25 protein-coding genes and 2 tRNA genes are annotated in these 24,673 nt (G+C 60.7%); 12 read left to right on the top strand and 15 right to left on the bottom strand.

Annotation, left to right across the window (positions count from 1 at the left end; genetic code table 11):
* Positions 1 to 139: 139 nt before the first annotated feature.
* Entirely contained in the window at positions 140 to 1,075 is a 936-nt protein-coding gene (gene era, locus FZZ88_RS01825; RefSeq protein ID WP_166016779.1) for a GTPase Era, read from the bottom strand.
* Between the two features lie 62 nt (positions 1,076 to 1,137).
* Here era and FZZ88_RS01820 point away from each other — a divergent pair, with 62 nt between their 5' ends.
* Positions 1,138 to 1,659, top strand: coding sequence for a hypothetical protein (locus FZZ88_RS01820; protein ID WP_166016780.1), 522 nt, complete (start codon positions 1,138 to 1,140; stop codon positions 1,657 to 1,659).
* Positions 1,660 to 1,712: 53 nt separating this feature from the next.
* On the opposite strand, the gene FZZ88_RS01815 is transcribed toward FZZ88_RS01820, so the two are convergent.
* The 5 genes from FZZ88_RS01815 to FZZ88_RS01795 all read right to left on the bottom strand — a co-directional run bounded on the left by FZZ88_RS01815 (position 1,713) and on the right by FZZ88_RS01795 (position 7,478).
* Complete coding sequence (locus FZZ88_RS01815) at positions 1,713 to 2,444, bottom strand: Bax inhibitor-1 family protein (RefSeq protein ID WP_166016781.1); 732 nt, start codon at positions 2,442 to 2,444, stop codon at positions 1,713 to 1,715.
* A 68-nt stretch (positions 2,445 to 2,512) separates the two neighbouring features.
* Positions 2,513 to 3,508, bottom strand: coding sequence for a PhoH family protein (locus FZZ88_RS01810; RefSeq protein ID WP_166016782.1), 996 nt, complete (start codon positions 3,506 to 3,508; stop codon positions 2,513 to 2,515).
* Positions 3,509 to 3,516: 8 nt separating this feature from the next.
* Positions 3,517 to 3,909, bottom strand: coding sequence for a 30S ribosomal protein S16 (gene rpsP, locus FZZ88_RS01805; RefSeq protein ID WP_115023731.1), 393 nt, complete (start codon positions 3,907 to 3,909; stop codon positions 3,517 to 3,519).
* Between the two features lie 79 nt (positions 3,910 to 3,988).
* Complete coding sequence (gene ffh / locus FZZ88_RS01800) at positions 3,989 to 5,449, bottom strand: signal recognition particle protein (protein ID WP_166016783.1); 1,461 nt, start codon at positions 5,447 to 5,449, stop codon at positions 3,989 to 3,991.
* 55 nt (positions 5,450 to 5,504) lie between these two features.
* Entirely contained in the window at positions 5,505 to 7,478 is a 1,974-nt protein-coding gene (locus tag FZZ88_RS01795) for an ARC6/PARC6 family protein (RefSeq protein ID WP_166016784.1), read from the bottom strand.
* 101 nt (positions 7,479 to 7,579) lie between these two features.
* Here FZZ88_RS01795 and pdhA point away from each other — a divergent pair, with 101 nt between their 5' ends.
* Positions 7,580 to 8,665, top strand: coding sequence for a pyruvate dehydrogenase (acetyl-transferring) E1 component subunit alpha (pdhA, locus tag FZZ88_RS01790; RefSeq protein ID WP_166016785.1), 1,086 nt, complete (start codon positions 7,580 to 7,582; stop codon positions 8,663 to 8,665).
* 46 nt (positions 8,666 to 8,711) lie between these two features.
* Here the strand turns inward: pdhA and FZZ88_RS01785 are convergent, their stop codons facing one another.
* The gene (locus FZZ88_RS01785; RefSeq protein WP_166016786.1) at positions 8,712 to 9,653 is read right to left on the bottom strand and encodes an RpoD/SigA family RNA polymerase sigma factor; all 942 of its coding nucleotides are present in this window, start codon (positions 9,651 to 9,653) and stop codon (positions 8,712 to 8,714) included.
* A 174-nt stretch (positions 9,654 to 9,827) separates the two neighbouring features.
* Positions 9,828 to 11,351: an NAD(P)H-hydrate dehydratase gene (locus FZZ88_RS01780; protein WP_166016787.1), complete on the bottom strand. Its 1,524-nt coding sequence runs from the start codon at positions 11,349 to 11,351 to the stop codon at positions 9,828 to 9,830.
* Between the two features lie 51 nt (positions 11,352 to 11,402).
* On the opposite strand from FZZ88_RS01780, the gene mnmA reads away from it, so the two are divergent.
* Entirely contained in the window at positions 11,403 to 12,554 is a 1,152-nt protein-coding gene (gene mnmA / locus FZZ88_RS01775) for a tRNA 2-thiouridine(34) synthase MnmA (RefSeq protein ID WP_166016788.1), read from the top strand.
* Here the strand turns inward: mnmA and lnt are convergent.
* Positions 12,506 to 13,921: an apolipoprotein N-acyltransferase gene (gene lnt / locus FZZ88_RS01770; protein WP_166016789.1), complete on the bottom strand. Its 1,416-nt coding sequence runs from the start codon at positions 13,919 to 13,921 to the stop codon at positions 12,506 to 12,508. The two genes, mnmA and lnt, sit on opposite strands and share 49 nt — an antisense overlap.
* Before the next feature lie 53 nt (positions 13,922 to 13,974).
* On the opposite strand from lnt, the gene FZZ88_RS01765 reads away from it, so the two are divergent.
* Genes FZZ88_RS01765 through sodX form a run of 4 tightly spaced genes read left to right on the top strand, consistent with a single transcriptional unit; the run spans position 13,975 to position 15,854 of the window.
* The gene (locus FZZ88_RS01765; protein WP_115023741.1) at positions 13,975 to 14,304 is read left to right on the top strand and encodes a phasin family protein; all 330 of its coding nucleotides are present in this window, start codon (positions 13,975 to 13,977) and stop codon (positions 14,302 to 14,304) included.
* 51 nt (positions 14,305 to 14,355) lie between these two features.
* The gene (locus tag FZZ88_RS01760) at positions 14,356 to 14,955 is read left to right on the top strand and encodes an FKBP-type peptidyl-prolyl cis-trans isomerase (RefSeq protein ID WP_166016942.1); all 600 of its coding nucleotides are present in this window, start codon (positions 14,356 to 14,358) and stop codon (positions 14,953 to 14,955) included.
* A gap of 42 nt (positions 14,956 to 14,997) precedes the next feature.
* A complete protein-coding gene (sodN, locus tag FZZ88_RS01755) occupies positions 14,998 to 15,471 on the top strand; it encodes a superoxide dismutase, Ni (RefSeq protein WP_166016790.1) in 474 nt (157 codons plus the stop codon).
* A gap of 50 nt (positions 15,472 to 15,521) precedes the next feature.
* Positions 15,522 to 15,854, top strand: coding sequence for a nickel-type superoxide dismutase maturation protease (gene sodX, locus FZZ88_RS01750; RefSeq protein WP_166016791.1), 333 nt, complete (start codon positions 15,522 to 15,524; stop codon positions 15,852 to 15,854).
* On the opposite strand, the gene FZZ88_RS01745 is transcribed toward sodX, so the two are convergent.
* From FZZ88_RS01745 to FZZ88_RS01720, 6 genes are all read right to left on the bottom strand, one after another.
* Positions 15,837 to 16,505: a hydantoin utilization protein A gene (locus FZZ88_RS01745; protein WP_166016792.1), complete on the bottom strand. Its 669-nt coding sequence runs from the start codon at positions 16,503 to 16,505 to the stop codon at positions 15,837 to 15,839. The two genes, sodX and FZZ88_RS01745, sit on opposite strands and share 18 nt — an antisense overlap.
* Positions 16,506 to 16,561: 56 nt before the next feature.
* Positions 16,562 to 17,446, bottom strand: coding sequence for an indole-3-glycerol phosphate synthase TrpC (gene trpC, locus FZZ88_RS01740; protein WP_166016793.1), 885 nt, complete (start codon positions 17,444 to 17,446; stop codon positions 16,562 to 16,564).
* 40 nt (positions 17,447 to 17,486) lie between these two features.
* Positions 17,487 to 18,929, bottom strand: a complete 1,443-nt coding sequence (gene lpdA, locus FZZ88_RS01735; RefSeq protein WP_166016794.1) for a dihydrolipoyl dehydrogenase — start codon at positions 18,927 to 18,929, stop codon at positions 17,487 to 17,489.
* Positions 18,926 to 19,735: an RNA methyltransferase gene (locus FZZ88_RS01730; protein ID WP_226423639.1), complete on the bottom strand. Its 810-nt coding sequence runs from the start codon at positions 19,733 to 19,735 to the stop codon at positions 18,926 to 18,928. The genes lpdA and FZZ88_RS01730 overlap by 4 nt, the downstream gene beginning before the upstream one ends.
* 50 nt (positions 19,736 to 19,785) lie before the next feature.
* Positions 19,786 to 20,034: a hypothetical protein gene (locus tag FZZ88_RS01725; RefSeq protein ID WP_115024300.1), complete on the bottom strand. Its 249-nt coding sequence runs from the start codon at positions 20,032 to 20,034 to the stop codon at positions 19,786 to 19,788.
* Between the two features lie 35 nt (positions 20,035 to 20,069).
* A tRNA-Leu gene (locus FZZ88_RS01720) sits at positions 20,070 to 20,153 on the bottom strand.
* 150 nt (positions 20,154 to 20,303) lie between these two features.
* Between FZZ88_RS01720 and murA the strand changes: the two genes are divergently transcribed.
* From murA to FZZ88_RS01695, 5 genes are all read left to right on the top strand, one after another.
* Positions 20,304 to 21,605, top strand: coding sequence for a UDP-N-acetylglucosamine 1-carboxyvinyltransferase (murA, locus tag FZZ88_RS01715; RefSeq protein ID WP_166016795.1), 1,302 nt, complete (start codon positions 20,304 to 20,306; stop codon positions 21,603 to 21,605).
* Between the two features lie 33 nt (positions 21,606 to 21,638).
* Positions 21,639 to 21,721 (top strand) — tRNA-Leu (locus FZZ88_RS01710).
* Between the two features lie 13 nt (positions 21,722 to 21,734).
* Positions 21,735 to 22,916, top strand: coding sequence for an aspartate aminotransferase family protein (locus FZZ88_RS01705; protein WP_166016796.1), 1,182 nt, complete (start codon positions 21,735 to 21,737; stop codon positions 22,914 to 22,916).
* Complete coding sequence (locus FZZ88_RS01700) at positions 22,917 to 24,131, top strand: Mur ligase family protein (protein ID WP_166016797.1); 1,215 nt, start codon at positions 22,917 to 22,919, stop codon at positions 24,129 to 24,131. It abuts the gene before it with no gap.
* A gap of 53 nt (positions 24,132 to 24,184) precedes the next feature.
* Entirely contained in the window at positions 24,185 to 24,673 is a 489-nt protein-coding gene (locus tag FZZ88_RS01695) for a pentapeptide repeat-containing protein (RefSeq protein ID WP_166016798.1), read from the top strand.

The following is a 24,673-nucleotide window of genomic DNA, read 5'->3' as shown; positions in this document are numbered from 1 at the left end:
CTGCAGTGCTGGTGTCGTGCTCTTGCTTGCTCTCAGAGCACACGGAGAGCCCTGAACAGTGGTCTCTGCACTGGCACCGCCTAGAGAAGGACGCGTTCAGCTGATTTCGCGCGAAAAGTGAGCTGCGACCTTGTTGCCACTACTGAGAACCCGTGTACCCAAGTTCAGCCAAACGAGCAGGTTTGCTTCGCCAATCCGGCACCACCTTGACGAACAGCTCCAGATACACCGGGCCATCGATCAGCACCTGCATCTGAAGACGCGCCCCCTGACCGATCGTTTTAAGCATCGCCCCGCCTTTACCGATCAGGATGCCCTTCTGACTCTTGCGTTCCACCAGAACCGTGGCGAGTACTGCGGTCCGCCCCGTTCCTTTGCCCTTGGCCGGCATCTCCTCGATTCGATCAATCGTGACGGCGACGCTGTGGGGCACCTCTTCTCGCGTATGGAGAAGCACCTGCTCACGAATGAGTTCACCCAGCAGCACCCGCTCCGGTTGATCGCAAACCATCTCAGGCGGATAGAGCTGTGGTCCCAAGGGCAACTGAGCTGCCATCGCTGCTGTGAGCTCGGCGCAACCGTCTCCTGACAGGGCGCTGCAGCGATGCACCGGCCAGTTGGTCTCCTGCAGAAGGGCGTTGTAAGCCTCCTCCGCCTCGGACTGATGCCCCTCCGCCACCTTGTCCCACTTATTGAGGGCCACCAACACCGGCAAGGACTGCTGCTGCAGCAGATTCACGATGAAGGCATCACCCCGCCCCGGGCGCTCGCACCCCTCCAAAAGCAACACCACCAGGTCCACCTCACCGATGGCACTGCGAGCACTCTTCACCAGTCGTTCCCCAAGCAGATGGTGGGGTTTGTGGATACCAGGGGTATCCACCAGAACCATCTGAGCCATCTCAGTGGTGAGGATCGCCCTCAGGCGGTTTCGTGTGGTCTGAGCCACAGGGGAGGTGATTGCCACTTTTTCCCCCACCAGCTGATTCAACAGGGTGGATTTGCCCACGTTCGGGCGACCAATCAGTGCGATAAAGCCAGAGCGGTAATCCTCTGGCAGCGGAGTTGGGTGCATACTCCAAGTCTGCGCCGCCGTTGAATCGTTCAATAGCCTGAGGGGAGGATTTCGAGCGGGCCATGGCGGACCAGCAGCCCACCTTCCAGCAGGCCATGGAGATCACTGCGGCTTGGCTGCAGCAATGGGACAACGAGGAGATCAGTGATGAAGTGCTGGCCGACCGCATCGGTGAAATGGTGGCCAGCCGCGATGGCGCCCGGGGATTTTTTGTGGTGAGCCTTGCGGGAGACAGTGTGCTGATGGATCGGTTGCCCGACGCCGTTGTCGGGCAACTGCGCAGCGCTGGTGATGGAGTGGTTGATCTGAGCGTCCGCAATCTGGCCATGAGCACCGCCATGGCCGTTCAGCACCGACGCTCGGGGGATGCAGCTCAGCAGGCCGGTTCGGAGCGGGTCACCAGCCGCTGCATCGAACTGCTCAAGCTGCTGGAGCCGGCAGACGTGAAAGAGCGCCTGGAGCAACTGCTGGCCGCAGCCCTCGACAACCGCGGTGAGGACGTCGCCTTCCTGAAGAAGTGGGGATATGACGCCGAGCAGAAGCAAGCCATCGGAGACAGCGTTTATGCCGTGGCAGAGGGCTGAGCCACAAAAAAGCCCCGGACAAGCCGGGGCGAAGAAGACATTCGGTCAAAACCTCAGTCGCGACGACCACCGCCGTTGAGCACGATGATCAGGCGCAGGATGAAGATGAACAGGTTGATGTAGGTGAGGTACATGCTCAGGGCACCTGCCAGGTATTGGTCATCCCTGTAGGAGCGGGGCATCGTGTAGAAGTCGACGAAAGCAGCGCCAACGAACAGCACGGTGCCAAAGCCTGCGATCATCAATTCAAAGCTGGTGCCATGAAAGATGGTGGGGGCAAAGATGCCGCCAATGAACTGGACGAGCATCGCCAAGATCAGGCCGATCAAGCCGAGGCCAACCACGCCGGAGAGGGCCTGACCAACGGAATCGCTCATGCGACGGCCAACGATAGACGCAATCACAAAGGTGATGCCTGTGGCGAGAGCAGCTGTGCCGACCGCACCAATGCCGGCGACAGCTCCAGCGAAGGCCACTAGACCACTCAGGGTGAATCCTGTGATCAGGCTGTAGATCGACAACAGCGGCAAGGCTGTCGCGTTGTTCCCTTTCATCGCGACGTTCTGCGCGACGAAGAACAGAACCAGGTTGCCGATCACTGCCACCCAGAACAGGGGCATGAACAGCGGGGTGGCCATCATCGAAAGACCACCGATCACCCCGATAGAGGTGAGCACCATGCCGCCACCGACGTAGGGCAGCGCTTTATTGACAACGTTGGGCCCGACAAGGGCGCTGGATTGCGCCTGGCGGATCGCCTCCTGGAAATTGCTGCTTGCTGGCATGTCGACCAGGTCACCAAAGACTCCACATATCCTGCCAGCGATGGCAAGGGATTGGAGTGTGGATGTCCCTATCGACGCTGAGGCTTGGCTGTTTTGCGTTCGTCCCGTCGGGCATAGGCCTCAACCACCCGCTGGACAAGGGGGTGACGCACCACATCGGCCGAGGTGAGACGACAGACAGACACGCCTTCCACACCATCCAAAACGTCGGAGGCCTCCACCAAACCGCTCTGCACGGTGGCTGGAAGATCCACTTGTGTGATGTCGCCCGTCACCACCATCCGAGAACGCTCTCCGAGACGGGTGAGCACCATGCGCATCTGGGCAGGCGTTGTGTTCTGCGCTTCATCAAGGATCACAAAGGCATCGCTGAGGGTGCGGCCCCGCATGTAGGCCAGCGGAGCGACCTCAATCACCCCCTTCTCCAACAGCACGCTTGTTTTCTCCGCTCCGAGTAGGGAATGCAAGGCGTCATAGAGCGGGCGCAGATAGGGATCCACCTTCTGCTGAAGGTCGCCCGGCAGGAACCCCAGGCGCTCCCCAGCCTCGACAGCCGGCCTGGTAAGAATCAAACGCTCCACCTTGCGTTCGGTGAGCATCCGAACAGCAAGAACTGTGGCCAAAAAGGTTTTTCCTGTGCCCGCAGGCCCGAGCGCAAAGGTGAGGTCGTGGCGCTCCATTGCATCCACATATTTCTTCTGTCGCAGGGTGCGCGGACGCAGCAGATTGCCCTTTTGGCTCTTTGCCAACACCTGCTCACCCATGGCGGCGTGGTCATCGCCGCGGCCTGTGTTGAGCGCTCCAAGAGCCGACTGAAGATCCACCGGAGAGACCGACTGACCCTCCTGCCAGATCGGGCGCACCAGTTCCACAACCGCAGCAGCCCGTTCAATCTGCGTCGGCCGCCCGGTGATCACCAATTGAAGACCCCGCAACACCATGGAAGCTCCTGTCAGAGCTTCGAGGCGATGCAGGGTTGTTTCTGCTTCACCGGCCAAAGCCAATGCAGCATCGGAATCAGGCAGGTCGAGAACGAAACGGCCGCGTTCGCCGTCGTCAGACACCGGAATGATCAGCCCTCGGTGGATTCGGCTTCAGCGGAATCGGAAGCAGCCGCTTCAGCTTCAGCAGCCTTGGCATCAGCAGCATCCTTAGCGGCCTGCTTGGCATCAGCCTCACGCTTGGCCGCTTGCTTGGCCTTACCGACAGTTTCTGCAGAACGCACGGTCTTTTCAAGAAGACCGCCGCGCTCGAGCAGCGTGCGCACGACATCGGTGGGCTGGGCACCCTGACCCAAACGCTCACGGATGGCCTCGGTATCGAGACGCGTTTCCTTCGTCCGCGGGTTGTAGAAGCCCAGCTCCTGGAGGGGACGACCGTCCCGACGAGAGGTGCTGTTACAGGCCACGAGGCGGAAGCTCGCTTCCCGCTTCTTGCCAAACCGCTTCAGGCGGAGCTTGATCATCGTGGCCCTGGAATGAAGGAAAAGAGGTGGTCCGGCGGCGCCTAAACGCCCGCCAAACAACCACCATACCGTTCCGCCTTCACAGATCTCCGAAGCCCTTCTTCTTCTTGGCCGGTCGCTGCCGCTTGGGCGGTCCGCCGCGACCGGGGCGACCACCGCCAGCAGGCATGCCACCCATTCCTGGCATTCCTGGCATGCCACCCATTCCTGGCATTCCTGGCATGCCGCCCATCCCTGGCATGCCGCCCTGACTCATCTGCTGCATGAAACCGCGCATTTTCTGGAAGTCGGCCAGCACCTTGTCCACATCAGCGGGCTGATGACCGCTGCCGCTGGCAATCCGCCGACGTCTTGAGGGTTGACTCGCTAGCAAGTCGGGGTTTTCCCGCTCCTGCTGTGTCATCGAACCGATCATGGCCTCGATGCGCTTCAGCTGCTGCTCTCCCTGCTTGAGCATGCCGTCATCGATTTTGTTCATGCCCGGGATCATTTTCATCAGGCCACCGAGCGAACCCATGCGCTTGATCAAGCGCATCTGCTTCACGAAGTCCGAAAAGTCAAACGTCGCCTCCTGAAGCTTCTTCTGCATCTTCTCGACGTCGGCGAGTTCGACCTCCTTCTGGGCCTTCTCCACCAGCGTCAGCACATCACCCATGCCGAGGATGCGACTGGCCATCCGTTCGGGATGGAACGGCTGCAGCGCCTCCACCTTCTCGCCAGTGCCGATGAACTTGATCGGCTGACCGCTCACCTTGCGGATCGAGAGGGCCGCACCGCCGCGGGAATCACCGTCCAGTTTGGTGAGAACTGCTCCAGTGATGCCCACCTGATCGTGGAAGGCACGGGTGAGCTCGGCTGCCTCCTGGCCAATCATCGAATCCACCACCAGCAGCACCTCATCGGGCTGCACGGCGGAACGGATCCGCACCATCTCCTCCATCATCTCGGTGTCGATCTGGAGACGGCCCGCGGTGTCCACCAGGAGGGTGTCGAACCCCTCCTGCTTCGCTTTGGCCAAGCCAGCCGCTGCGATGTCCTCTGGCTTGGCTTCAGCTCCGAGGCTGAACACCTCCACATCGATCTGGGCACCCAACGTCTTGAGCTGCTCGATAGCAGCTGGTCGATAGACGTCGGCACCCACCATCAGGGCTCGACGTCCCTGGTCCTTGAGGTGCAGACCAAGCTTGGCCGTGGCGGTGGTCTTACCCGCACCTTGAAGGCCAGCCATCAGCACGACGGTGGGAGCCTCGGCCGCCTTGGCCAGAGGAGCGTTATCACCCCCCATGACCTCCACCAGCTGCTCATGGACCACCTGGATGAACTTTTGATCCGGGTTGACCCCTCGCACCACTTCAGCGCCGACGGCTTTGTCGCGGACCTCAGCAACGAAGTCCTTCACCACCGGCAGGCTCACATCCGCTTCAAGCAACGCCCGACGGACGTCCTTCAGCGCCCCATCGACGTTGCTCTCGCTGATCGTGTCCTGTCCCCGCAGCCCCTTGACCGCATCCTCAAAACGGGCTGAAAGCTCGTCGAACATCGGCGTAAAGCCCCTGGATCAATGAAGTGATCGTAAAAAGCGACGGTCCTGCTACTCAGGATCCCGGCATGTAGTCATGCAAACGCCATTGGGTTCCGTCCCTGCCGAGCACATAGGTCACGCTGAAATCACTCGGTGCTGTCTCTTCGATGACACCACCATCAGCACCCTGGAGACGATCGCTGTAGGCCACCTGGGCCCGCAGCTCAATTCTCAGAGGTTTTCGGTCCAACACCTCGATGCTGGTAATTGAGGCATCAATCGATTTGGACCTCCCTGCGGCGGCATCAATTGCCCGTTCACGCTCCACGCGCTTCAACAGGGGTTCCCTCGCCACCACGGAGAGGTCCGCAGCCTGGCCGGACAAAATCAAAGCCTTGGCATCGAGCCATCCCTGCACCAAAGCCTGCAGCTCCGCTTCCGTCGGCGCATCGCTAACAAGCGGTTCGGAAGGAGCGGAGGGCCTTAGGTCCGGCTTCAGGCTCGCGACGGGCTCATCGGCTGGCGGCATTGGAGAAGCGTCGACCTCTGCTTGTTCTTCAACCTGTTTTTGCTCTTCAACCTCCGTGGTTTCCGAAGCCGTTTCCGGTACCAGTGGCGCGTAATCCAAGTTGCGTCTGACGAGGGCGATGCCACCAACGGCGATCCCGACCAGAGCAAGAGCCACAGCAGCTGGACGAAGCCAACGTTGTTGCCAGAACGGCAGAGGCACGGCCACGTCTTCGGACTCAGCATCCGGATCCGGTTCACCCAGGTCGAACGAGGAATCGAGAGATGCCGTCCCTGCTGTTGACCAGTCCAGGGGACTCTCTTCAGTACCGGGCTGACGCGAGGCCTTGCGATCGAGACGATCGACGTAACCCTGCACATCACGATCGGCAAACCAGGCATCCAGGTCAGCAACCGATGCGTCGACATCGCGATACCCGGGCAAGACATCGCGCTCAAGCCAAGCGCGGCAGTACTCACACTGCGCAGCGAGGCGATCACCGGGATGGTTCAGGAACCAGGCCTGCAGGTCTGCATCACGCAGAACGGCGAAGTGCCGCTCGGCGTCCTTGACGTTGCCCAACAGCAGATCCAGACAGCCCAGCAGCGGCATGGGGTCAAGGTCGGCATTGGCCAGCGTTTGCATCCGCTCGCGCGCCTGCTCGAGGAACTCGGGCTTACGCCGCGAGAAACCAGCGGCGGTCAGCGCCAGAACCGTGAGGAACCCAGCATCAGCAGCGCCTCCCTCAAACCAGCGACTGAACAGATCGATCTGCTCCTGAACCGTCAAAAAGCGACGGATCTGGTGAAAAAACGATTCGAAATCGTCCTGATTCAGGCTTCCTGGGTGATCGCCATCAACGTCGGCAGCCTCCAGACCACCACGGGCCACGACCAACTCATCCAGCAAGGTCAAGCCCCGTTGGTGTGAGTCCTGATCACCAAGATCACGGCTCAGCAGATCCAGGATCCGGAAGGGTATGAGCGCCTGCAACGCGTCTTCAAGCAGGCGCTGCTGATCGGGCAGCTTGCCCATCCGTTGTTGGAGCTGGATTCCGTCGATCAGCAGTTGAGCAGCCGACTCATAACGACGTTGCTCCTGCTCTTCCACCGCGGCATCGCGACAGGCCACGGCAGCCAGGAGAGTCAGATCCGCTTCACGGCCACTACCAAGGGCCGGTGCCTGAGGAGGCTGGAGCCCCTGCCGTGCCAGTTGAAAAGCCTCAACAGCTCCGTGGGCCTCCCAGAGCAGAATCAGACCCGCCACCTCGCTGCTGGTGGGGAGATCCAACCCCACTGTTCCGTTCGGATGGGATTCACTGAGGCGTAACAAGGCTGCTTCGTAGTCAGCCCTGTCGGAGGGGTCGGTGAGCAGATCGGCGGATCGACGCAGGAGGTCGGCCCGCTGGAGCAGTGCTTCGTGGGTGAATCCCTGGTCCGGTGGACTGTCGCAACGGGTTTGCAACCGGCGCAGAATCGTTTCAGGCTCTGCCGATGGACTGACGCCCAGGAGTCGGAAATGATCAATGGGCAGATCCAACAGCAATGCTGCGAGGAGACGCGGATCTTAGTCAGTGTCTGGGGTTTTGCCCATCGCTCATCGGCTGGCCCTTAAAGTTGATCTCAAACCATTAGGTGGACATGGGTCAGGACCTCGCTGTCGATTCCGCTCCGATTGGCACTGCGACTGCTGGTCCCCACGCCGAACGGCTCTCAAAACTGGTCACAGCACAACGGGCCAGCGTTGACCGGGACACGGGCCTTGATCTCTACAGAGACATGACCTTGGGCAGGCGCTTCGAGGACAAATGCGCCGAGATGTACTACCGGGGCAAGATGTTTGGCTTCGTTCATCTGTACAACGGTCAGGAAGCTGTCAGCACCGGCGTGATCGGTGCCATGAAGCGTCAGCACGACTGGTTCTGCAGCACCTACCGCGATCACGTCCATGCCTTGAGCGCCGGCGTACCCGCCCGCGAGGTCATGAGCGAACTCTTCGGCAAAGAGACCGGTTGCAGCAAAGGTCGCGGCGGTTCGATGCACCTCTTTTCCAAGGAGCATCACCTGCTTGGTGGTTTTGCCTTCATCGCTGAAGGGATCCCCGTGGCGCTCGGGTCGGCCTTCACCAGCCGGTACAAACGCGATGCCCTCGGCGATGCCTCCAGCAACGCAGTGACGGCTGCGTTCTTCGGTGATGGAACCTGCAATAACGGTCAGTTTTTCGAGTGCATGAACATGGCGCAGTTGTGGAAGCTGCCGATCATTTTCGTGGTCGAAAACAACAAGTGGGCCATTGGCATGTCCCACGACCGGGCCACCAGTGATCCAGAGATCTGGCGCAAGGCAAGCTCCTTCGGGATGGCCGGCGAGGAAGTGGATGGAATGGACGTTCTGGCGGTGCGGGCAGCAGCTCAACGGGCCGTGGAACGGGCCAGGGCCGGCGAAGGGCCGACCCTGTTGGAATGCTTGACCTATCGCTTCCGTGGGCACTCCCTCGCTGATCCAGACGAACTCCGCGCGGAGGAGGAAAAGCAGTTCTGGGCCAAGCGTGATCCCCTCAAAGCTCTGGAACGGGATCTGACAGACACAGGCCTGGTGAACAGCGATGAACTGCGCGCGATCGAGAAGGAGATCGACGGAATCGTTCAGGACTGTGTTGACTTCGCCCTCTCAGCACCAGAACCCGACCCATCGGAACTCACGCGCTACATCTGGGCTGAAGACTGATTCAGCTGAACGGGTTCAGTTTTTAAAAAGCCGGCTCCGAGCCGGCTCAGATGCCACTCGGAAGTCGACGGGTGAGATTGCGCAGCTTCCGCAAGGCCTTGAGTTCAACTTGACGGACACGCTCCCTGGACACTTCCATGAGACGTCCGATTTCAGCGAGGGTGTGACGTTCATTGCCCTCAAGCCCGAAGCGCATGCGCAGAACGTGTTGTTCTTGCTCGCTCAAGTGACTCAGCCAGCGGCCCAGTTGTTCATGGTGAATCCGCTGCTCAACGATGTCGAGAGGTTCATCGAGAGATGAATCAGCGATCAGATCACCGAGGAAGCTGCGGCCCTCCTCGCCGTTGACGGGAGCGTCCAAGCTGCTGGTGGTGAGGGCTTGGCGCAGCAGCGAATCCAGCTCATCCAATGGAATATCCATGGCTTCAGCGATCTCCACGCGGCTGGGCATGGCGCCCAGCTTGTGAGCGAGATCAAGACTGACCTTGCGGATCGTGGTGAGCCGCTCACTCAGATGAACCGGCAGTCGAATCGTGCGCGACTGACAAGCAATGGCTCGGGTCATGCTCTGGCGGATCCACCAGAAGGCATACGTGGAAAATTTGTAACCCCGGGTTGGATCGAATTTTTCAACAGCACGCTCCAGGCCGAGGGAGCCCTCCTGAATCAGATCGAGCAATTCAAGACCCTTGCCCTGATATTTCTTGGCAACACTGACAACTAAACGAAGGTTGGCCTTCATCATCCGCTCTTTGGCGCGCCGACCGATCCTCAGGAGACGACGCTGGGGCGTCGTGAGTTCTCCATCCGCAAACTCGCGGGAGCCGTCTTCGGTGAGGGCCATCATGGCTTGCACCTGATTGCCCAGCTCGATTTCCTCGGCTGGTGTGAGAAGAGGGATTCTGCCAATGGTGGCGAGGTACCAACTGACAGGGTCGCTGCTGCGCCGACGTTGAGTCTCCAGCGGCTTGGATGCGGTGGACACCATGGGTGCTGCGGAAGTGTGATGACTTTCCTACGAACAGAAAGAATGTCGATGTGTTTTCAGCAACCCTTCAGATTCAGAACAGCAAATCGAAACATTTCAGATTTGCGAAAGATTTAAAACCAGCAAAAGCTCTGTGGACACAAGCAAGCCGAATGAACAAAAAGAGTCATTTGTTCAGACTTTGTTGAACATCGTTGTTTGCTTTTTCTGACACCGCGCTGCAAGGATTTTCAAACAATCCGCAATCGCCGAAGCATCACTTGATTGAGCACGACGTGCCGCCAAACCATGCAAAGCCGTGCTGGCAACAAAGCTTTCAAGCCCTGGCTGCTGCTGTGCCGCGACGACCTGAGCACCCCAACCAGTCACAAAACCGGCCAGCAGGTCGCCGAGTCCAGTGCGAGCAACCCGAGGAGACGTGCCTGTCAGCACAACCGCCGCACCCGATGAATCCGCCAGCACCGAATGCGCACCCTTCAGCAAAATGCAACAACGGCTGCAGCGTGCTGCTGCGATCACCCTCTCCAGCGCGTCACCCTCGCCACAATCAGGAAACAAACGCGCGAACTCAGCAGCGTGGGGTGTCAGCCAGGTTGGACCCTGACGCTGTAACAGCCAGCGCCACCCCTCCGGACTGGATGCCAGGGCATTGATCCCATCTGCATCGAGCACCAGCAAACCAGCGACGGTGCGCAGTTGCTCCGACCACTGGTTCCACCACCGAGACGGGTTGCCAAGCCCGGGACCGACCAACACCGCATCCAGCCGGTCTGGAATCACCCCCTCCTCCAGTTGCATCACCTCCGGCAACACCTGCCACAAATTCGATTGAAGACAGGGCGGCACAACGGCCTGAACGCAGCCGCAGCCACTGGCCATAGCCCCCCGCAGCGCGAGATGTGCTGCGCCGGGGTAGCGATCACTGCCCGCCACCACCAGACAGCGGCCCCGTTCGTACTTCATCGCTGTGGGCGGCAGCGCTGGTAACGGGGCCGTACAGGCCTCTCCAACCGGCAGGCTGCGCGGCAAGACCGCAGCGGCGTTGCACATCACCACAGGCGGCAACCCCAGATCAATCCGCACCAACGCCCCAACCCAAGGACGGGCTGGGTCCAGACACAACCCGCGCTTCAACCAGCCGACGCTGAGGGTGACCGACGCACAGGCCGCCTGCTCCCCCAACACAGTTCCGTGATCCGAACAAAGACCTGACGGCACATCCAGGCTGATCAGCGCACCAGGCTGCAACTGCTGTCGGCGCCGAAACAGATCTGCCAAGCAGTCGGGCAGCGCCCTGCTCTGGCCGAGCCCAAAGATCGCGTCCAGCCACAGCGCTGCGTCGGCTGGATCCGGGTCTTGATGCAGGCGCCGAAGACCGAGCCACTCCCCATGGCGCAGATGATCAGCGGTGAGTTGCTTGCGAATGGCGAGAGGACACCAAAGCGAGACCTCAATGCCAGCCAGATGCAACTCCCTGGCCACCACCAGGCCATCGCCACCGTTGTGGCCCGGCCCGACCAAAACCAACACTCCATTCCGCAGCAGATCCCGGCGCTCCAGCAGCCAAGAAGCCATCGCAAGCCCCACCTTCTCCATCAACGCGGCGACGGGCATTCCGCTGTCGAACAGGCTCTGTTCCAGACCCCGCATGGACGAGGCATCCACGAGCAGATGATCGGAATCAGCGGGAGGCCACACCAGTCTCAGGTTGCCGGGACCTCACTATGGAGAGAACTCCCTGCGCCGCCCATGGCCATCGGATCCACCACAACCCGAGCTGGTGAGGCCGCTCTTGAGCGTCTCAGGCAGTGGCCTGGAGAGCATCGCGTGGCCGTTGGTCTCTCCGGCGGTGTCGACAGTTCTCTAACAGCGGCGCTGCTAGTGGAAGCGGGTTGGGAGGTAGAAGGCCTGACCCTTTGGCTGATGAGCGGTAAAGGAGCCTGTTGCGCTGAAGGGCTGGTGGATGCGGCCGGCATCTGTGAACAGCTGGGCATTCCCCACCACGTGGTGGACACGCGGGAGACGTTCCAACAGGAGATCGTCCAACGGCTGGTGGACGGCTACCGCGATGGGATCACGCCACTGCCCTGCTCTCAATGCAATCGGTCGGTGAAATTTGGACCGATGCTCAATTGGGCCCTCCAGGAGCGGAATCTGCCCCGCATCGCCACCGGCCACTACGCCCGGATCCGTCATGGGGGTGATCAACAGCGTCATCAGTTGCTGCGGGGCCTCGACGGTCGCAAGGACCAGAGCTATTTCCTCTACGACCTTCCCCAGGAGGTCTTGGGACGCATCGTTTTTCCTTTGGGAGAACTAACGAAGCCCGACACGCGGCTTGAAGCCGCCGGACACGATCTGCGTACTGCAGAGAAACCAGAAAGCCAGGATTTATGCCTGGCGGATCACCACGGATCCATGCGGGCTTTCCTGGATGCCTATCTGCCACCCCGCCAAGGGGAGATCGTGCTGGCCGATGGAACCGTTGTGGGCGAGCACGACGGCATCGAACACTTCACCATTGGGCAGCGCAAGGGTCTGGGTGTGGCCTGGCGAGAGCCGCTGCACGTCATCCGCCTTGACGCTCCGATGAATCGGGTGGTCGTTGCTCCTCGCTCCGAAGCGGGCCGAGACAGCTGCGTGGTGGGCGCGGTGAACTGGGTCTCAATCGACCCCATCCAGGCCCCACAGAACATTGAGGTTCAGGTGCGTTATCGCAGTGCACCGGTGCCTGCGGAGCTGGTCCCCCTGGAGGCCACCGAGGCGGATCAGCAAAGGGAGCGGCCTCACCGCTGCCGTTTGACCTTTGAAGAGGAGCAGTTCTCCATCACCCCAGGACAGGCTGCCGTCTTCTACGACGGTGAAGTCGTGCTCGGTGGGGGGCTGATCCAACGGGAGTAAGCCGTGGCGCGCTTACGAACCTGAATGACGGTCTGCGCCACGCCGGGGGCCTCAGGTGGAAGCAACCATTCCACCCTTCCATCAGCCGAAATCAGCGCACTCGGACCCGTGTTGCCAACGCTGAGCAAATCGCGTCCGCTCTCGATCGCCCTTAACTGCGCCAGAGCCAGGAACTGCTTCTGCAACTGACGGGGATAAGGGTCGAGGTTGGCAATCGCTAGGAGCCACGTAGCGCCATCTGCAGCGGCGCGTGCCAGTGCCAGACCATCAGCAATCTCATAACAAATGGCCACAGCAGCCGGGGGCTCAACCACGTCCATCCTGCGGGGAGCCGGGCCAGGGGCCAAGCCACCCACCGCGGACAGTCCAGCCGTCAGGCCGGCAGGCAGCGGGGGCATCCATTCCCCGATCGGCACCAAACGATGCTTATCCGCCAGGGGGACGGGAAACCGGTCCGGCGGCTCGTAAAGCATCAAAGAACTGCGTTGCTGACCCCGCACCCAACGGAATCCACCACTGATCAGAGGAATGTCTGGAGCCTCGGTCGGCACCAGAAAATTGGCAGGCAGAGCCCCTTCTGGAGCCACCACAGCAACAACGTCGTTCTTCTCCAGCTGACGCATCGCATCCACCAGCCGCGTGGGCAACGCCTGTTGACGCTCCAGATTGAATTTTTCTCGTGTCGGAACAGCGGGCTGCCAGAGCCCCATCGCAACGGAACCGACCGACGGCGGAGTCGCCCACAACAGCAAGCTCCCTAACCCATGGGCCAGCAGCACGCTGGCCAATCCGATCAGACCCCAGCGACGCCAAGCCGCGGGCTGCTGGAACAGCGCCAACAAGCAACGCCCCCAACACAGCTGGAGCAAAGTGAGCCCTCCGGAACCAAACCAGCGGGCCACCCCAGCCAAGGGGCGGTCCCAGGGCAGGGTGGAACCGCCGATACCGATCCAGAACAGCGGCGAACCTGACAACACCAGTTCGGCCAGAGCCCAGAGCCCAGCAAGCAGCATCAGCCGCCAAAACCATGGCCAGCGGCGAGGTAACAGTCGCGCCAGAACAGACCACCCGGCGACGAGCAGGGCGGCAAGGACGCCGCAGGCCAGCCAGAGGGACAGCGCCACAGGAAGGCTGAGCCAGGTAGGGACACCCATCCAGGTGAGGGGATGCAAGGCCAGCAACCAGCGGTGGCTGATCACAACGGCCAGCAGGGCCCAAAAAGCCGCCCATCGGGGGCGCTCAGCCACCGACCAGAGCAGCGCAAGGGCAGGAACCATCAGCAGCGGCCCGCCCAGGGATGGAGCCACTCCAGCCAGAACACCCCCGAGCAGAGCGCGCCATCCGGGATGCAGTTGGTGATTGCCCATGGTCAGCAGTCCCGGCCGGGGGCATCCTGGATCGGACCCGCCCGCCTGTCGCTATGGATCCCGCGAATCCTCTTCAGCAGTTGCTGCTCCGCGGCCTGGGGACGACCACCCTTGTTGCTGAACGTCTGCGAGGCGTCACCCAGAACTGGGTCAGCAGTGGCCGGCTTGATCCGAATGAAGCCTCTGCCCTGGTGGACGACGTTCTAAAAGCACTCCGCGGTGAAACGCCCGAGCTGGAGCAGCAGATGGGACGCAACCTGGAAAGAAATCGCGACAACCTGCTCCAGGACTTTGGCGTTCCCAGTCAGAAAGAAGTGGATGAACTGAGAGGACGCATTGATCGGCTCGAGCAGCAGCTGCGGCAGATGAACCGGCCTGAGTGAGCACCGCCGATGCGGACCAGAGGCCAGAATCAGAGCAACAGAAGCCTTGCCGTGCGCGACATCATCATCAGCACAACGGTCTGCGTGGCCTGCCTTCTCCTGGCATTGGTCAGTCAGATCGTGGCCCCCTCCACCGTTGACGCAGCCCCCGTACAGCCCGCTGCCGTTCGGTCCGAGGCTTCGAAACCACAACGGGCCTTGAGCTTCGAACTCGACCCCGACGACCCCAATCCGACCCTGTTTGTCATGGCCAACGATTCCGCTCGCGCCGACGCTTCGTCCCTCGGCGGCCCGCTCGATGCCCCTGACACCACCATCACAGCCAGTGGTCTGAAAATCACTGAGCTGGAGGTGGGCACAGGTGAGGAGGCAAGTCCAGGCCAGACGGTGGTGGTGCACTACCGCGGCACCCTGGAGGACGGACAGCAGTTCGATGCCAGCTACGACAGGGGCACCCCCTTCAGCTTCCCCCTTGGTGCTGGCCGGGTGATCAAAGGATGGGATGAAGGTGTCGCCGGAATGAAAGTGGGCGGCAAACGCAAGCTGGTGATCCCCTCCGACCTGGCCTACGGAAGCCGCGGCGCCGGTGGCGTGATCCCCCCCAATGCAACCTTGATCTTCGAGGTGGAACTGCTCGACGTAAAGAAGTGAGCGGAAGCTAGGCTCAACTCAAGCCAATTCCGCTCTGAACCGATGCTGCGCACGGCCCTTTCCGCCATTGCATATGCCCTTCCTGCCCCCGTGGCAGAAGCCCATTGCGACGGTCCTTGTGGTGTTTACGACCCGGCTTCTGCTCGTGTGGCAGCTGAAGCAGTGCTGTCCATGACCAAGAAGCTGAAGGCTCTTGAGGCCCCCGCCGCTGGTGACGCGGCTGCCTTGGCCGCCTACAATAACACCTTCGGTCGCTTCGTGGCCATCAAGGAAGAGGAAGCACAGAAGACCAAGAAAGAACTGTTGATCCTCTGGACCGACTACTTCAAGCCCGACCATCTCGCGACCTTCCCTGATCTGCACGACACCTTCTGGAAAGCAGCCAAACTCTGCAGCGCCTGCAAGGTGAACATCGATCAGGCCAAAGCAGAGGAGCTGATGGCCGCCGTTGAAAAAATCCACGGCATGTTCTGGCAGTCCAAGGGCCGTTCCGACGCCTGGGTCACCGCATCCTGAGTTCGAACAAGTCCAATACCCCTATCGCAGCAGCAGGCCTTCGGGACCTGTTGCTGTTTTTTTGTGGGCGTCGGCTGCTGCTACGCATCGAAGGGCGATCGATGCATCCCACCCTTCAACCGGGAGACCGTGTTCTGGTCAGGCACCTGGGCTCGAACCCAACCCTCCGCGTGGGATCCGTGCTCGTGACATGGCATCCGCAGCGATCGGACATTCGTCTGATCAAACGCCTGATGAGACTTGAATCCACCGGACTGTGGTTGCTGGGAGATAACAAAGCCGAAAGCACCGACAGCCGCCAACTGGGACCAGTGGCGACAAGCTTGCTAATCGGGGAGGTGGTGGCTCGTCTACCCACCAGAGGGTCAGAACAAGACCGGTGAGGTCTTCTGGAGCCAGATGGCTCCGGTGATGATCGAAAGAGCTCCGGTGCCACCCACCAGGAAAGGCATCAGCCGGGCACCACTGCGCAGGGTGAGGAAGGACACCACCGACACCACGGCCACCATGGCGCCGAGGGATCCCAGCAGATAAGCCACCAAATAGCCCACTGCCGCATGGGGCGGCAGCGCCAAAGCTGGGATCACCGCCAGCAGGTGACTGGCCCCCGCCAGGCCATGCAGCAAGCCCAGCCCTGAGGAGGCATGGACGTGACGGCGGTGGTTGCTGGCACCGCGCACATGCAGATGGAGGTGACGATGCTCATGGGCACCATCATGAAGATGATCATGGGTGTGCAGTTCAAGCCCAAAGGCGGTGCGGACCGCCAGAGCACCCACCACCAGCAGGGCCACACCCACCAGAAATTCCGCCCAAGACGACATGGCCTCAACGTGGGCAAGGTCTTTGAGGCCGATGGCGATCAGGGCCAGAACCACGACTCCGGCGGAGTGACCGGCCCCCCAGGCCATGGCATGCCGAAAGGCCGACAGAGGCTTGTTCAGCGAGAAGGGCGCCATCGCCACCAGGTGATCTGCACCACCCACCACATGCACGGCCCCGGCGGCAATGCCGGTCAAAAGGCTAATCAGCACAAAGAACCGCCTGAATGTCTCAATTCTGCATCAGCAGTAAGAAGCCATCGGCGTTATTAAGCCTGGATCAGCTGCACCAGACCCGCCTCAATATCCGGCTGCCTCATGAGAGCTTCCCCCACAAGCACCGCACCGGCACCGGCGGACTGAACCCGATCGAGATCGGCACGGCTGAACAGACCCGACTCACTCACAAGCAGCGCCTCCGTTTGCTTCAACCGGTCATCGAATTCGTTGAGCAGACGCTCAGTCGTACCCAGATCCGTCTCGAAGCTGGTGAGATCGCGATTGTTGATCCCAATCAAGTGGAACCCGCCAATGTTGAGCACCCGGTCCAGTTCAGTGGCGTCGTGGACTTCCACCAGCACCGTGAGGTCCAGAGCCGCTGCGGCCTTGTTCAGATAGCGAAGATCCTGGTCCGACAGGATGGCAGCGATCAGCAGCACCGCATCAGCCCCCGCTGCCCTGGCCTGAAACAACTGATACGGACTGAGCACAAACTCCTTGCAGAGCAGAGGAAGGTCGACGGCCCGGCGAACCTCCACCAAAACATCAAAGCCCCCCTGGAAAAAGGTCTTGTCGGTGAGCACCGAGAGGCAGCTTGCACCGCCAGCGGCGTAGGCCTTGGCGATCGCCACCGGGTCGAAATCCTCACGGATCACCCCTTTGCTGGGACTCGCTTTTTTCACCTCAGCAATCACCGCCGGTTTCTTGGCGGCCGCCTTCAGCGCTCCCAGGAAATCCTTCGTAGGAGGCAGCTTGGCAATCTGCTGCTTCAGCTTGTCCAGGGGGACCTTGTCGCGGGCCGCATCAATCTCACGGTCTTTTTCCCAGACAATTTTCTCGAGGATGTGACGCGGCTCCTCTTCATCGTGAGGCACCGCATATTCGAGATGAGCAACCCGCACCTTGGGATTGGGGGGACGACGGCGAAACTCCATGGATCTGGGCAAAGCTTGAACGAGAAACGGGTGCGCGGGATCAGGCAGCCACTTGGGCGGCAGCCTGCTTGTAAGCAACCTCCACCACCTCGCTGAGGGTCGGGTGGGTGTGGACTTCGGTAGCGAGCTGACGCACGCTCTGACGGCGGGCAACGGCATTGGCCACCTCCTGGATCAGATCGGCGGCGTGAAGGCCATAGATGTGGGCCCCCAGCACTTCACCACTGGACTTGTTGAACAGCAGCTTCATCAGGCCGTCACTGTCCAGCTCAGCCAAAGCTTTGGAATTGGCCTTGAAGTAGCTGCGAACGGAACCGAGCTGGAAGCCATCCTTCTCCGCTAAAGCTTTGGCATCCGCCTCGGTCAGGCCAACAGAGCTGATCTCGGGATGGGTGAAGGTGGCTGCCGGAATGCTGCGGTAATCGATCTCGCGCGCATGGCCAAGGATGTTGTCCACGGCAACGGTGCCTTGGGCAGCGGCGGTGTGGGCCAGCATCAGCTTGCCTGTCACATCTCCAACGGCCCAGAGATGGGGAACAGGCTGGTCGTTGACCAAGACCCGCATGGCGTCGTCGATCGGGACGAAGCCGCGGTTCGTCTCCACATTCAGCGACTCCAAGTTGAGGCCCTTGCTGCTGGGAACACGCCCTGTCGCCACCAGAACGGCATCAACCTCAAGGGTCTCCACCAATTCACGGCTGTTGAAATCAGCCAGTTCGATCTGCACCGGACAGCCTGGGGTGACCTTGCGGGCCAGCAGACCGGAACGTGCATCGATATCGCGACCATCAATCAGATGACGCCCAGCGATCTTGGCGATGTCGGGATCAAAGGTGGGCATCACCTTGTCCATGGCCTCGATCATCGTCACTTCGCAACCGAGGGCGGTGTACACATCAGCGAATTCAAGGCCGATGTAACCGCTGCCGATGATCGCGATCCAGCGGGGCAGCCATTCCAGGTTGATGGCCTCGTCACTGGTGAAAACCGTGCGGCCATCGGTTTCGATGCCCGGCGGCACAAAGGGATCAGACCCCGTGGCGATGATCACGTCCTTAGCGGTCAGAACCCTGTCGACGCCGCTGGGTTCCCGCAGCCCGACTCTCTGGCTGCCCTCGAGACGGCCATGCCCCCTGAGGATCGTCACCCCAGCCCGTTCCAGGGTCTTGGTGAGGTTGGTCCGAATGGTTTGAACAAGCTGATTGGCGTGGTCGGCGATCTTTTGCCGCTCGAAACGCACTGGAGCGGCATGAATGCCGAAGCTCGATAGGTGCTTGTCGTCAGCCAGCTCCCGCACCTTTCCGCTGGCGGCAAGCAACGCCTTGGAGGGAACACAGCCCCTGTTCACACAGGTGCCTCCCATGTCGCGGGATTCAACAATCGCCGTCTTCAGGCCATGGTCGGCGGCATGTTTGGCGGCATCGAAGCCGCCATAGCCGGCACCAATAACAATGACGTCGAAGTCGAAGCTGGCGTCGCTCACCCGAACTGCTGCGATGTGGCGGTCATTGTCGCTCTTCGCCGCTCCAGGAGGAGAGGAACCGCGGCAGACGCCACATTCAAGGATTCAACGCGTGAGCTGTGGGGAAGCGTGACGGCATGGGTACAGCAGGCCTGCAGATCCGGATGCAGACCTGCACCCTCGGTTCCCAGCACCAGCGCCGTCGGCCGTCTCCAGTCGAGATCCCAGTAGGGAGATGGGGGATCACCTTTCGTCGGATCCGGCACCAGGGTGGCGACGACCTGCAATCCCGACGCAACCAGCTTCTGCAATTGCTGCTGAAGCAGCTGGATCGCCATCTCTTCGCTGGGGCCAAAGCGTTGATGCGGCAGTTGAAGCAGAGCACCAGCAGACGCCCGTAGAACTTTCGTCCCCAGGGGGTCGACACCACCGCCCATCCAGACTGCGTTCACATCAGCGGCAAGCGCCGTCCTCAACAACGTGCCCAGATTGCCCGGATCCTGAATGCGATCCAGAACCAGGACAAAGTCCAACGCTGAGGGGACGGGGGGTAGCCCATCCAATGGGCTCAGGCAGGCGACGCCATCGGGAGTGACCGTTGTTAGCGCTGCCCTCAACACCTCGTCGGTGACAATCCGCCATCGCACCTGGGAACAATGTTCGGCGAGCTCCTGATGACGCTCCAGCCAGACCTCAGTCGCGATAATTTCTTCCGGCGCCTTTCCTCGCGCCAGAAGCTCTTGCAAGAGGTGGGTGCCCTCCAGGAGCAGCAATCCTTCGGCCTCACGACCAACACGCGTGGCCAAGCCTTTAAGACGCTTGACCAAAGGATTGCGTCGGCTGCTGATCAGGGGGGAGAAGGAATCCAGAGAACGAATCAGAACTCTGCGTGTTTACGCACGTTCAAGCCTTTGTGAACGCTGAGATTTTCGCCTTCGAGCTCAAGCCCATTAATGGCTGCGATTTCGCCCTTAATCCCTTCCGCCGCAAGATTTTCAATCAGCTTTTTAATAACCTGATCTTCCACAGTCGTGTGGTCGATGGAGTCGGGGGTTAGAAGCTCAATAAACTTTCCAACCTTGGAAGCAACCACCTCCGAGGCGTTGGAGATCTTGAGAACGATCATTGTTGCCGGGAGAAGCTTGACTTCCGACAAACTAGTGCGGATGGGGAGACTTGAACTCCCACGATGTTGCCACCACTAGTACCTGAAACTAGCGCGTCTACCAATTCCGCCACATCCGCTGGCGTGTCGAGATTCGACCGGATGAACATAGGGCATCGACGATCCCTAGATCCAACACCCTGAAACCAAACTGTCCAGTTTGAACGCCGGCCGTCTAGACGGTCTCAGAGAGTGTTGGCAAAATCCTGTCATAGGGGATCAGGCAATTGATGATGGCTGTTGCAGAAGCGTCTCAGGAGAGTCTCAAGCGACGCCTGAACGTCAGCGGTGGTCACGGATTGAACGGCACGCTTCACGTCAGCGGCGCGAAGAACTCCGCCTTGGTGCTGATGACGGCCAGCCTCTTGAGCCAAGAGACGATTGAACTCACCAATATTCCTGCTCTGACGGACATCGATGGCATGAGCGCCATCCTTGAATCGCTGGGGGTTCAGGTTGATCGAGCCTCTGACCGCATTCGCCTCACCGCCGCCGAGCTGAACGGTTCAGCTCCCCCCTATGAACTGGTCAACAGCCTGCGCGCCAGTTTCTTCAGCATCGGACCTCTTCTGGGACGGCTGGGACATGCTCGGGTTCCCCTTCCAGGGGGATGCCGCATCGGGGCACGTCCTGTCGTCGAACACATCCGCGGCCTGAAAGCCCTCGGCGCCATTGTCAATGTGGAGCATGGGATCGTCACGTCATCCATTCCTGGCAGCAGAAAACGCCTGTCAGGTGCGCAGATCGTGCTCGACTGCCCCAGCGTCGGAGCCACGGAAACCATCCTGATGGCCGCTGTCTTAGCGGAAGGCGTCTCAACGATTGAAAATGCCGCCCAGGAGCCGGAAGTGCAGGACCTGGCCAACCTGCTCAACACCATGGGAGCTCGCGTGACCGGTGCCGGTGGCCCGGTGATCACCGTTGAAGGAGTGGAACAGCTCAGTGGATGCAGCAACTATCCGGTCATTCCTGACCGAATTGAAGCCGGAACTTTTCTGATGGCTGCAGCGATCACGCGCTCACAACTGGTCGTGGAGCCCGTCATTCCGGAGCATCTCAGCGCTGTGATCCAAAAACTCCGAGATTCCGGCTGCTCCATCGACATCAATGGGAGGAGCGTCACGATCACACCAGGTGAAATCTCCGCGGTAGATATCACCACCCAACCTTTCCCAGGGTTCCCAACCGATCTTCAGGCACCGTTCATGGCCCTGATGTGCACGGCCAAAGGAACAAGTGTGATCAGCGAAAAGATCTACGAAAACCGTCTGCAGCATGTTGCCGAACTTCAGCGCATGGGAGCGTCCATTCGTCTCAAGGGCAGCACCGCCATTGTTGAGGGGGTGGCTCAGCTCAGTGCTGCGCCGGTCACCGGCACCGACCTTCGTGCAGCCGCTGCCATGGTTCTGGCAGGCCTTTCAGCCAAAGGCATCACCGAGGTGTCTGGCCTGAAACACCTCGACCGGGGTTACGACGACCTCGAAAGCAAGCTCAGCGCTGTGGGTGCTGAGGTGAAGCGCAACATCCCCTGAAGCGGGGCCCTTCAATCAATACAATCCCTGTGCGGGAGCCTGGCGGAATTGGTAGACGCAGCTGACTCAAAATCAGCCGGCCACTGGTCTTGGGGGTTCAAGTCCCCCGGCTCCCATCCATCCGCTGTGATGAACACCTACGGCCGTTTTCCTCTGGCTTTGGCCAAAGGGAAGGGTTGTTGGGTCAAAGACACGCAAGGGCGTCGATACCTCGATGCGGTCGCTGGCATCGCGACCTGCACGCTGGGCCACAGCGACAGGGCAATGCATCGCGCTCTGCGCAGACAGCTGGGACGACTCCAGCACGTGTCGAATCTCTATCAGATTCCCGAACAGGAGCAGCTGGCGAGCTGGCTTGTAAACCACAGCTGTGCCGACAGCGTGTTCTTCTGCAATTCCGGCGCCGAAGCCAATGAAGCCGCGATCAAACTGGCCCGCAAACATGGCCATCAACGTCGAGGCATTGAACAGCCCGTGATCCTCACGGCGGCAGCCAGCTTCCATGGCCGCACCCTCGCTGCTGTCACCGCCACGGGGCAACCCAAGTACCACAAGGGTTTTGAACCCATGGTGGCCGGGTTTGACTACTTCCCCTACAACGATTTCTCGGCTCTAGAAGCCCTGATCAACCGCCATGAACAAGCCGGGCCCTCCATCGCGGCTGTACTGGTCGAACCCCTGCAAGGTGAAGGTGGCGTGAATCCAGGAAACCGCGCGTTCTTTTCACGCTTGCGCGAGATCTGCACGCAACGGAACATCCTGCTGATCCTCGACGAGGTGCAGGTGGGCATGGGGCGGAGCGGCCGCTTGTGGGGCTACGAGCAACTGGGGATCACCCCTGATGCCTTCACCCTGGCCAAGGGGCTGGGGGGGGGGCATGCCATCGGTGCCCTGCTGGTGAACGCATCAGCTGATGTGTTCGAACCCGGAGACCACGCCAGCACTTTCGGAGGCAATCCCTTCGCCTGCCGGGCCGGGTTGACGGTGGCGACCGAGATCGAACGACGGGGGTTACTCAACAACGTCACAGCACGAGGTGAACAGCTGCGCGACGGACTCCAAGAACTGGTGAAGTGTTTCCCAGAGCACCTCGAAACCGTGAGGGGTTGGGGCCTACTGCAAGGCATCGTGATCCGTGAGAGCAGCAGCTGGAAGGCTCCTCAGCTGGCTCAAGCTGCCATTGGTCACGGTCTTCTTCTCGTAGCGGCCGGGCCCTCAGTGCTTCGCATGGTGCCCCCTCTGACCATCAACAAGCGCGAGATCCGCGAACTGCTGCGCCGTTTGGCGGCGACCCTCTCCAGCCTCAGCTGAGTGGATGACCTCTCTGATCTGATCCCGCGCTTCGACCTGCGTGGCATGGATCTGCAGTTGGATCGCATGCATGCGGCCCTCCACGACCTTGACCATCCATGTCAGTCAGTTCCCGCGATTCAGGTGATCGGCACCAACGGGAAGGGGTCCATCGTCAGCTTTCTGGAATCAGCCCTCTGTACCGCAGGACTCCGCTGCGGTGTCACCACCTCCCCACACCTGGTGAGCTGGTGCGAACGCATTCGGATCCAGGGAGAACCCATTGCAGTTGAAACGCTGCGATCCCAGTTGCAGGCTCTCCAACCCCTTAATGAACGGCATCGGCTGACCCCCTTTGAATTACTAGTGACTGCGGCTTTTTTGGACTTTCAGCGGCACGCCTGTGAACTCCTGGTGCTGGAAGTAGGGCTGGGGGGACGGCTTGACGCGACCACAGCGCATCCCCACCGGCCTGTGATTGCAGTCGCCAGCATCGGACTGGATCACTGCGAACACCTGGGGAACAACCTCACCGCCATCGCGATGGAGAAGGCAGCAGCGATCCCTTCTCACTCCACCGTGATTAGTGGTGCACAAGATCCCGCTGTGCAGGCCGTCCTGGAGGAGACCTGCCGAGCGCAGCAGGCCAAGCTTCAGTGGGTCAAGCCCCTGGAATCATCCTGTCAGCTGGGCCTGGCAGGAGAAATCCAGCGAAGCAACGCCGCTGTAGCCCTTGGGGCTTTAAAGGCCTTATCAAGCTTGGGATGGAACCTGCCTGAAGCACTGATCCATGAGGGGTTCGCAAAAGCCCGCTGGCCCGGTCGTCTGCAGACCGTGCGTTGGAGGGAGCACCTGCTTCGCCTTGACGGAGCTCACAATCCACCCGCTGCGGTGCAACTGGCCGAGGAACGGGTTCATTGGAGCAACGCATGCATGGGTGTGGTCTGGATCCTGGCCATTCAGGCCCACAAGGATGCTGCCGCCATGCTGCAGGCCTTGCTGCATCCCCTGGACCAAGCCTGGATTCTTCCAGTGCCGGGCCACAAGAGCTGGTGCCGAGCGGCCCTCCTCAAAGAACTCCCAGACCGCGGCAACCAGTTGCAAGAGGCCGACAGCCTTGAAACGGTGCTGAACCAACTCAACAGCGATGGATGGCCAACGCCGATGCCAATTGTTGCCGGATCGCTGTATCTGATCGGGGACCTGTTCGCTCGCGGCGTTGTAACGGCAGAGTGAACGCAGCTTGCGCGTGGACTGTGCTGCGAATTTCCTGGCTGCTGAGCCTTCTCATGCCCCTCCTGTTGATGGGAGCTCCGGCCCAAGCCCTGGACACCTCCGCCGGGGTGGGGTTGCAGGACAGGGCCTTGTTCCAGGAAAAGGTGGATTACACGCTCACCAACCAAAGCAACGGAGATTTCCAGGGACAGAACCTGGCCAACACATCCTTTGCAGGAGCCATTGGCCGCAGCGCGAATTTCCAAGGCGCCAACCTCCATGGGGCGATCCTCACCCAGGGGGCCTTTGCCGAAGCTGATTTCCGCGATGCTGATCTCTCCGATGCATTGATGGATCGCGCCGACTTCGTGGACACCGATCTACGCAACGCTGTGCTCACGGGGATCATCGCGTCAGGCAGCAGCTTCAGTAATGCCCAGATCGAGGGGGCTGATTTCACCGACGCCCTGCTCGATCGTGATGATCAACGCCGGCTTTGTCGGGAGGCGGAGGGCATCAACCCCAGCACTGGAGTCGCCACCTTCGACAGCCTCGGATGCTGA

The organism is Synechococcus sp. PH41509 (assembly GCF_020514285.1).
Taxonomy (GTDB): domain Bacteria; phylum Cyanobacteriota; class Cyanobacteriia; order PCC-6307; family Cyanobiaceae; genus Parasynechococcus.
The sequence above is the reverse complement of the archived record's forward strand: the minus strand, read 5'-3'. Positions and strand labels throughout refer to the sequence as shown.

What these genes read in the sequence shown, in the direction of transcription:
- era (WP_166016779.1), bottom strand. Translation starts at nt 1,075, where the DNA reads ATGCACCCAACTCCGCTGCCAGAGGATTACCGCTCTGGCTTTATCGCA.
- FZZ88_RS01820 (WP_166016780.1), top strand. Translation starts at nt 1,138, where the DNA reads ATGGCGGACCAGCAGCCCACCTTCCAGCAGGCCATGGAGATCACTGCG.
- FZZ88_RS01815 (WP_166016781.1), bottom strand. Translation starts at nt 2,444, where the DNA reads ATGCCAGCAAGCAGCAATTTCCAGGAGGCGATCCGCCAGGCGCAATCC.
- rpsP (WP_115023731.1), bottom strand. Translation starts at nt 3,909, where the DNA reads ATGATCAAGCTCCGCCTGAAGCGGTTTGGCAAGAAGCGGGAAGCGAGC.
- ffh (WP_166016783.1), bottom strand. Translation starts at nt 5,449, where the DNA reads ATGTTCGACGAGCTTTCAGCCCGTTTTGAGGATGCGGTCAAGGGGCTG.
- pdhA (WP_166016785.1), top strand. Translation starts at nt 7,580, where the DNA reads ATGGGTCAGGACCTCGCTGTCGATTCCGCTCCGATTGGCACTGCGACT.
- FZZ88_RS01785 (WP_166016786.1), bottom strand. Translation starts at nt 9,653, where the DNA reads ATGGTGTCCACCGCATCCAAGCCGCTGGAGACTCAACGTCGGCGCAGC.
- mnmA (WP_166016788.1), top strand. Translation starts at nt 11,403, where the DNA reads ATGGCCATCGGATCCACCACAACCCGAGCTGGTGAGGCCGCTCTTGAG.
- lnt (WP_166016789.1), bottom strand. Translation starts at nt 13,921, where the DNA reads ATGGGCAATCACCAACTGCATCCCGGATGGCGCGCTCTGCTCGGGGGT.
- FZZ88_RS01765 (WP_115023741.1), top strand. Translation starts at nt 13,975, where the DNA reads ATGGATCCCGCGAATCCTCTTCAGCAGTTGCTGCTCCGCGGCCTGGGG.
- sodN (WP_166016790.1), top strand. Translation starts at nt 14,998, where the DNA reads ATGCTGCGCACGGCCCTTTCCGCCATTGCATATGCCCTTCCTGCCCCC.
- trpC (WP_166016793.1), bottom strand. Translation starts at nt 17,446, where the DNA reads ATGGAGTTTCGCCGTCGTCCCCCCAATCCCAAGGTGCGGGTTGCTCAT.
- FZZ88_RS01725 (WP_115024300.1), bottom strand. Translation starts at nt 20,034, where the DNA reads ATGATCGTTCTCAAGATCTCCAACGCCTCGGAGGTGGTTGCTTCCAAG.
- murA (WP_166016795.1), top strand. Translation starts at nt 20,304, where the DNA reads ATGATGGCTGTTGCAGAAGCGTCTCAGGAGAGTCTCAAGCGACGCCTG.
- FZZ88_RS01705 (WP_166016796.1), top strand. Translation starts at nt 21,735, where the DNA reads ATGAACACCTACGGCCGTTTTCCTCTGGCTTTGGCCAAAGGGAAGGGT.
- FZZ88_RS01695 (WP_166016798.1), top strand. Translation starts at nt 24,185, where the DNA reads ATGCCCCTCCTGTTGATGGGAGCTCCGGCCCAAGCCCTGGACACCTCC.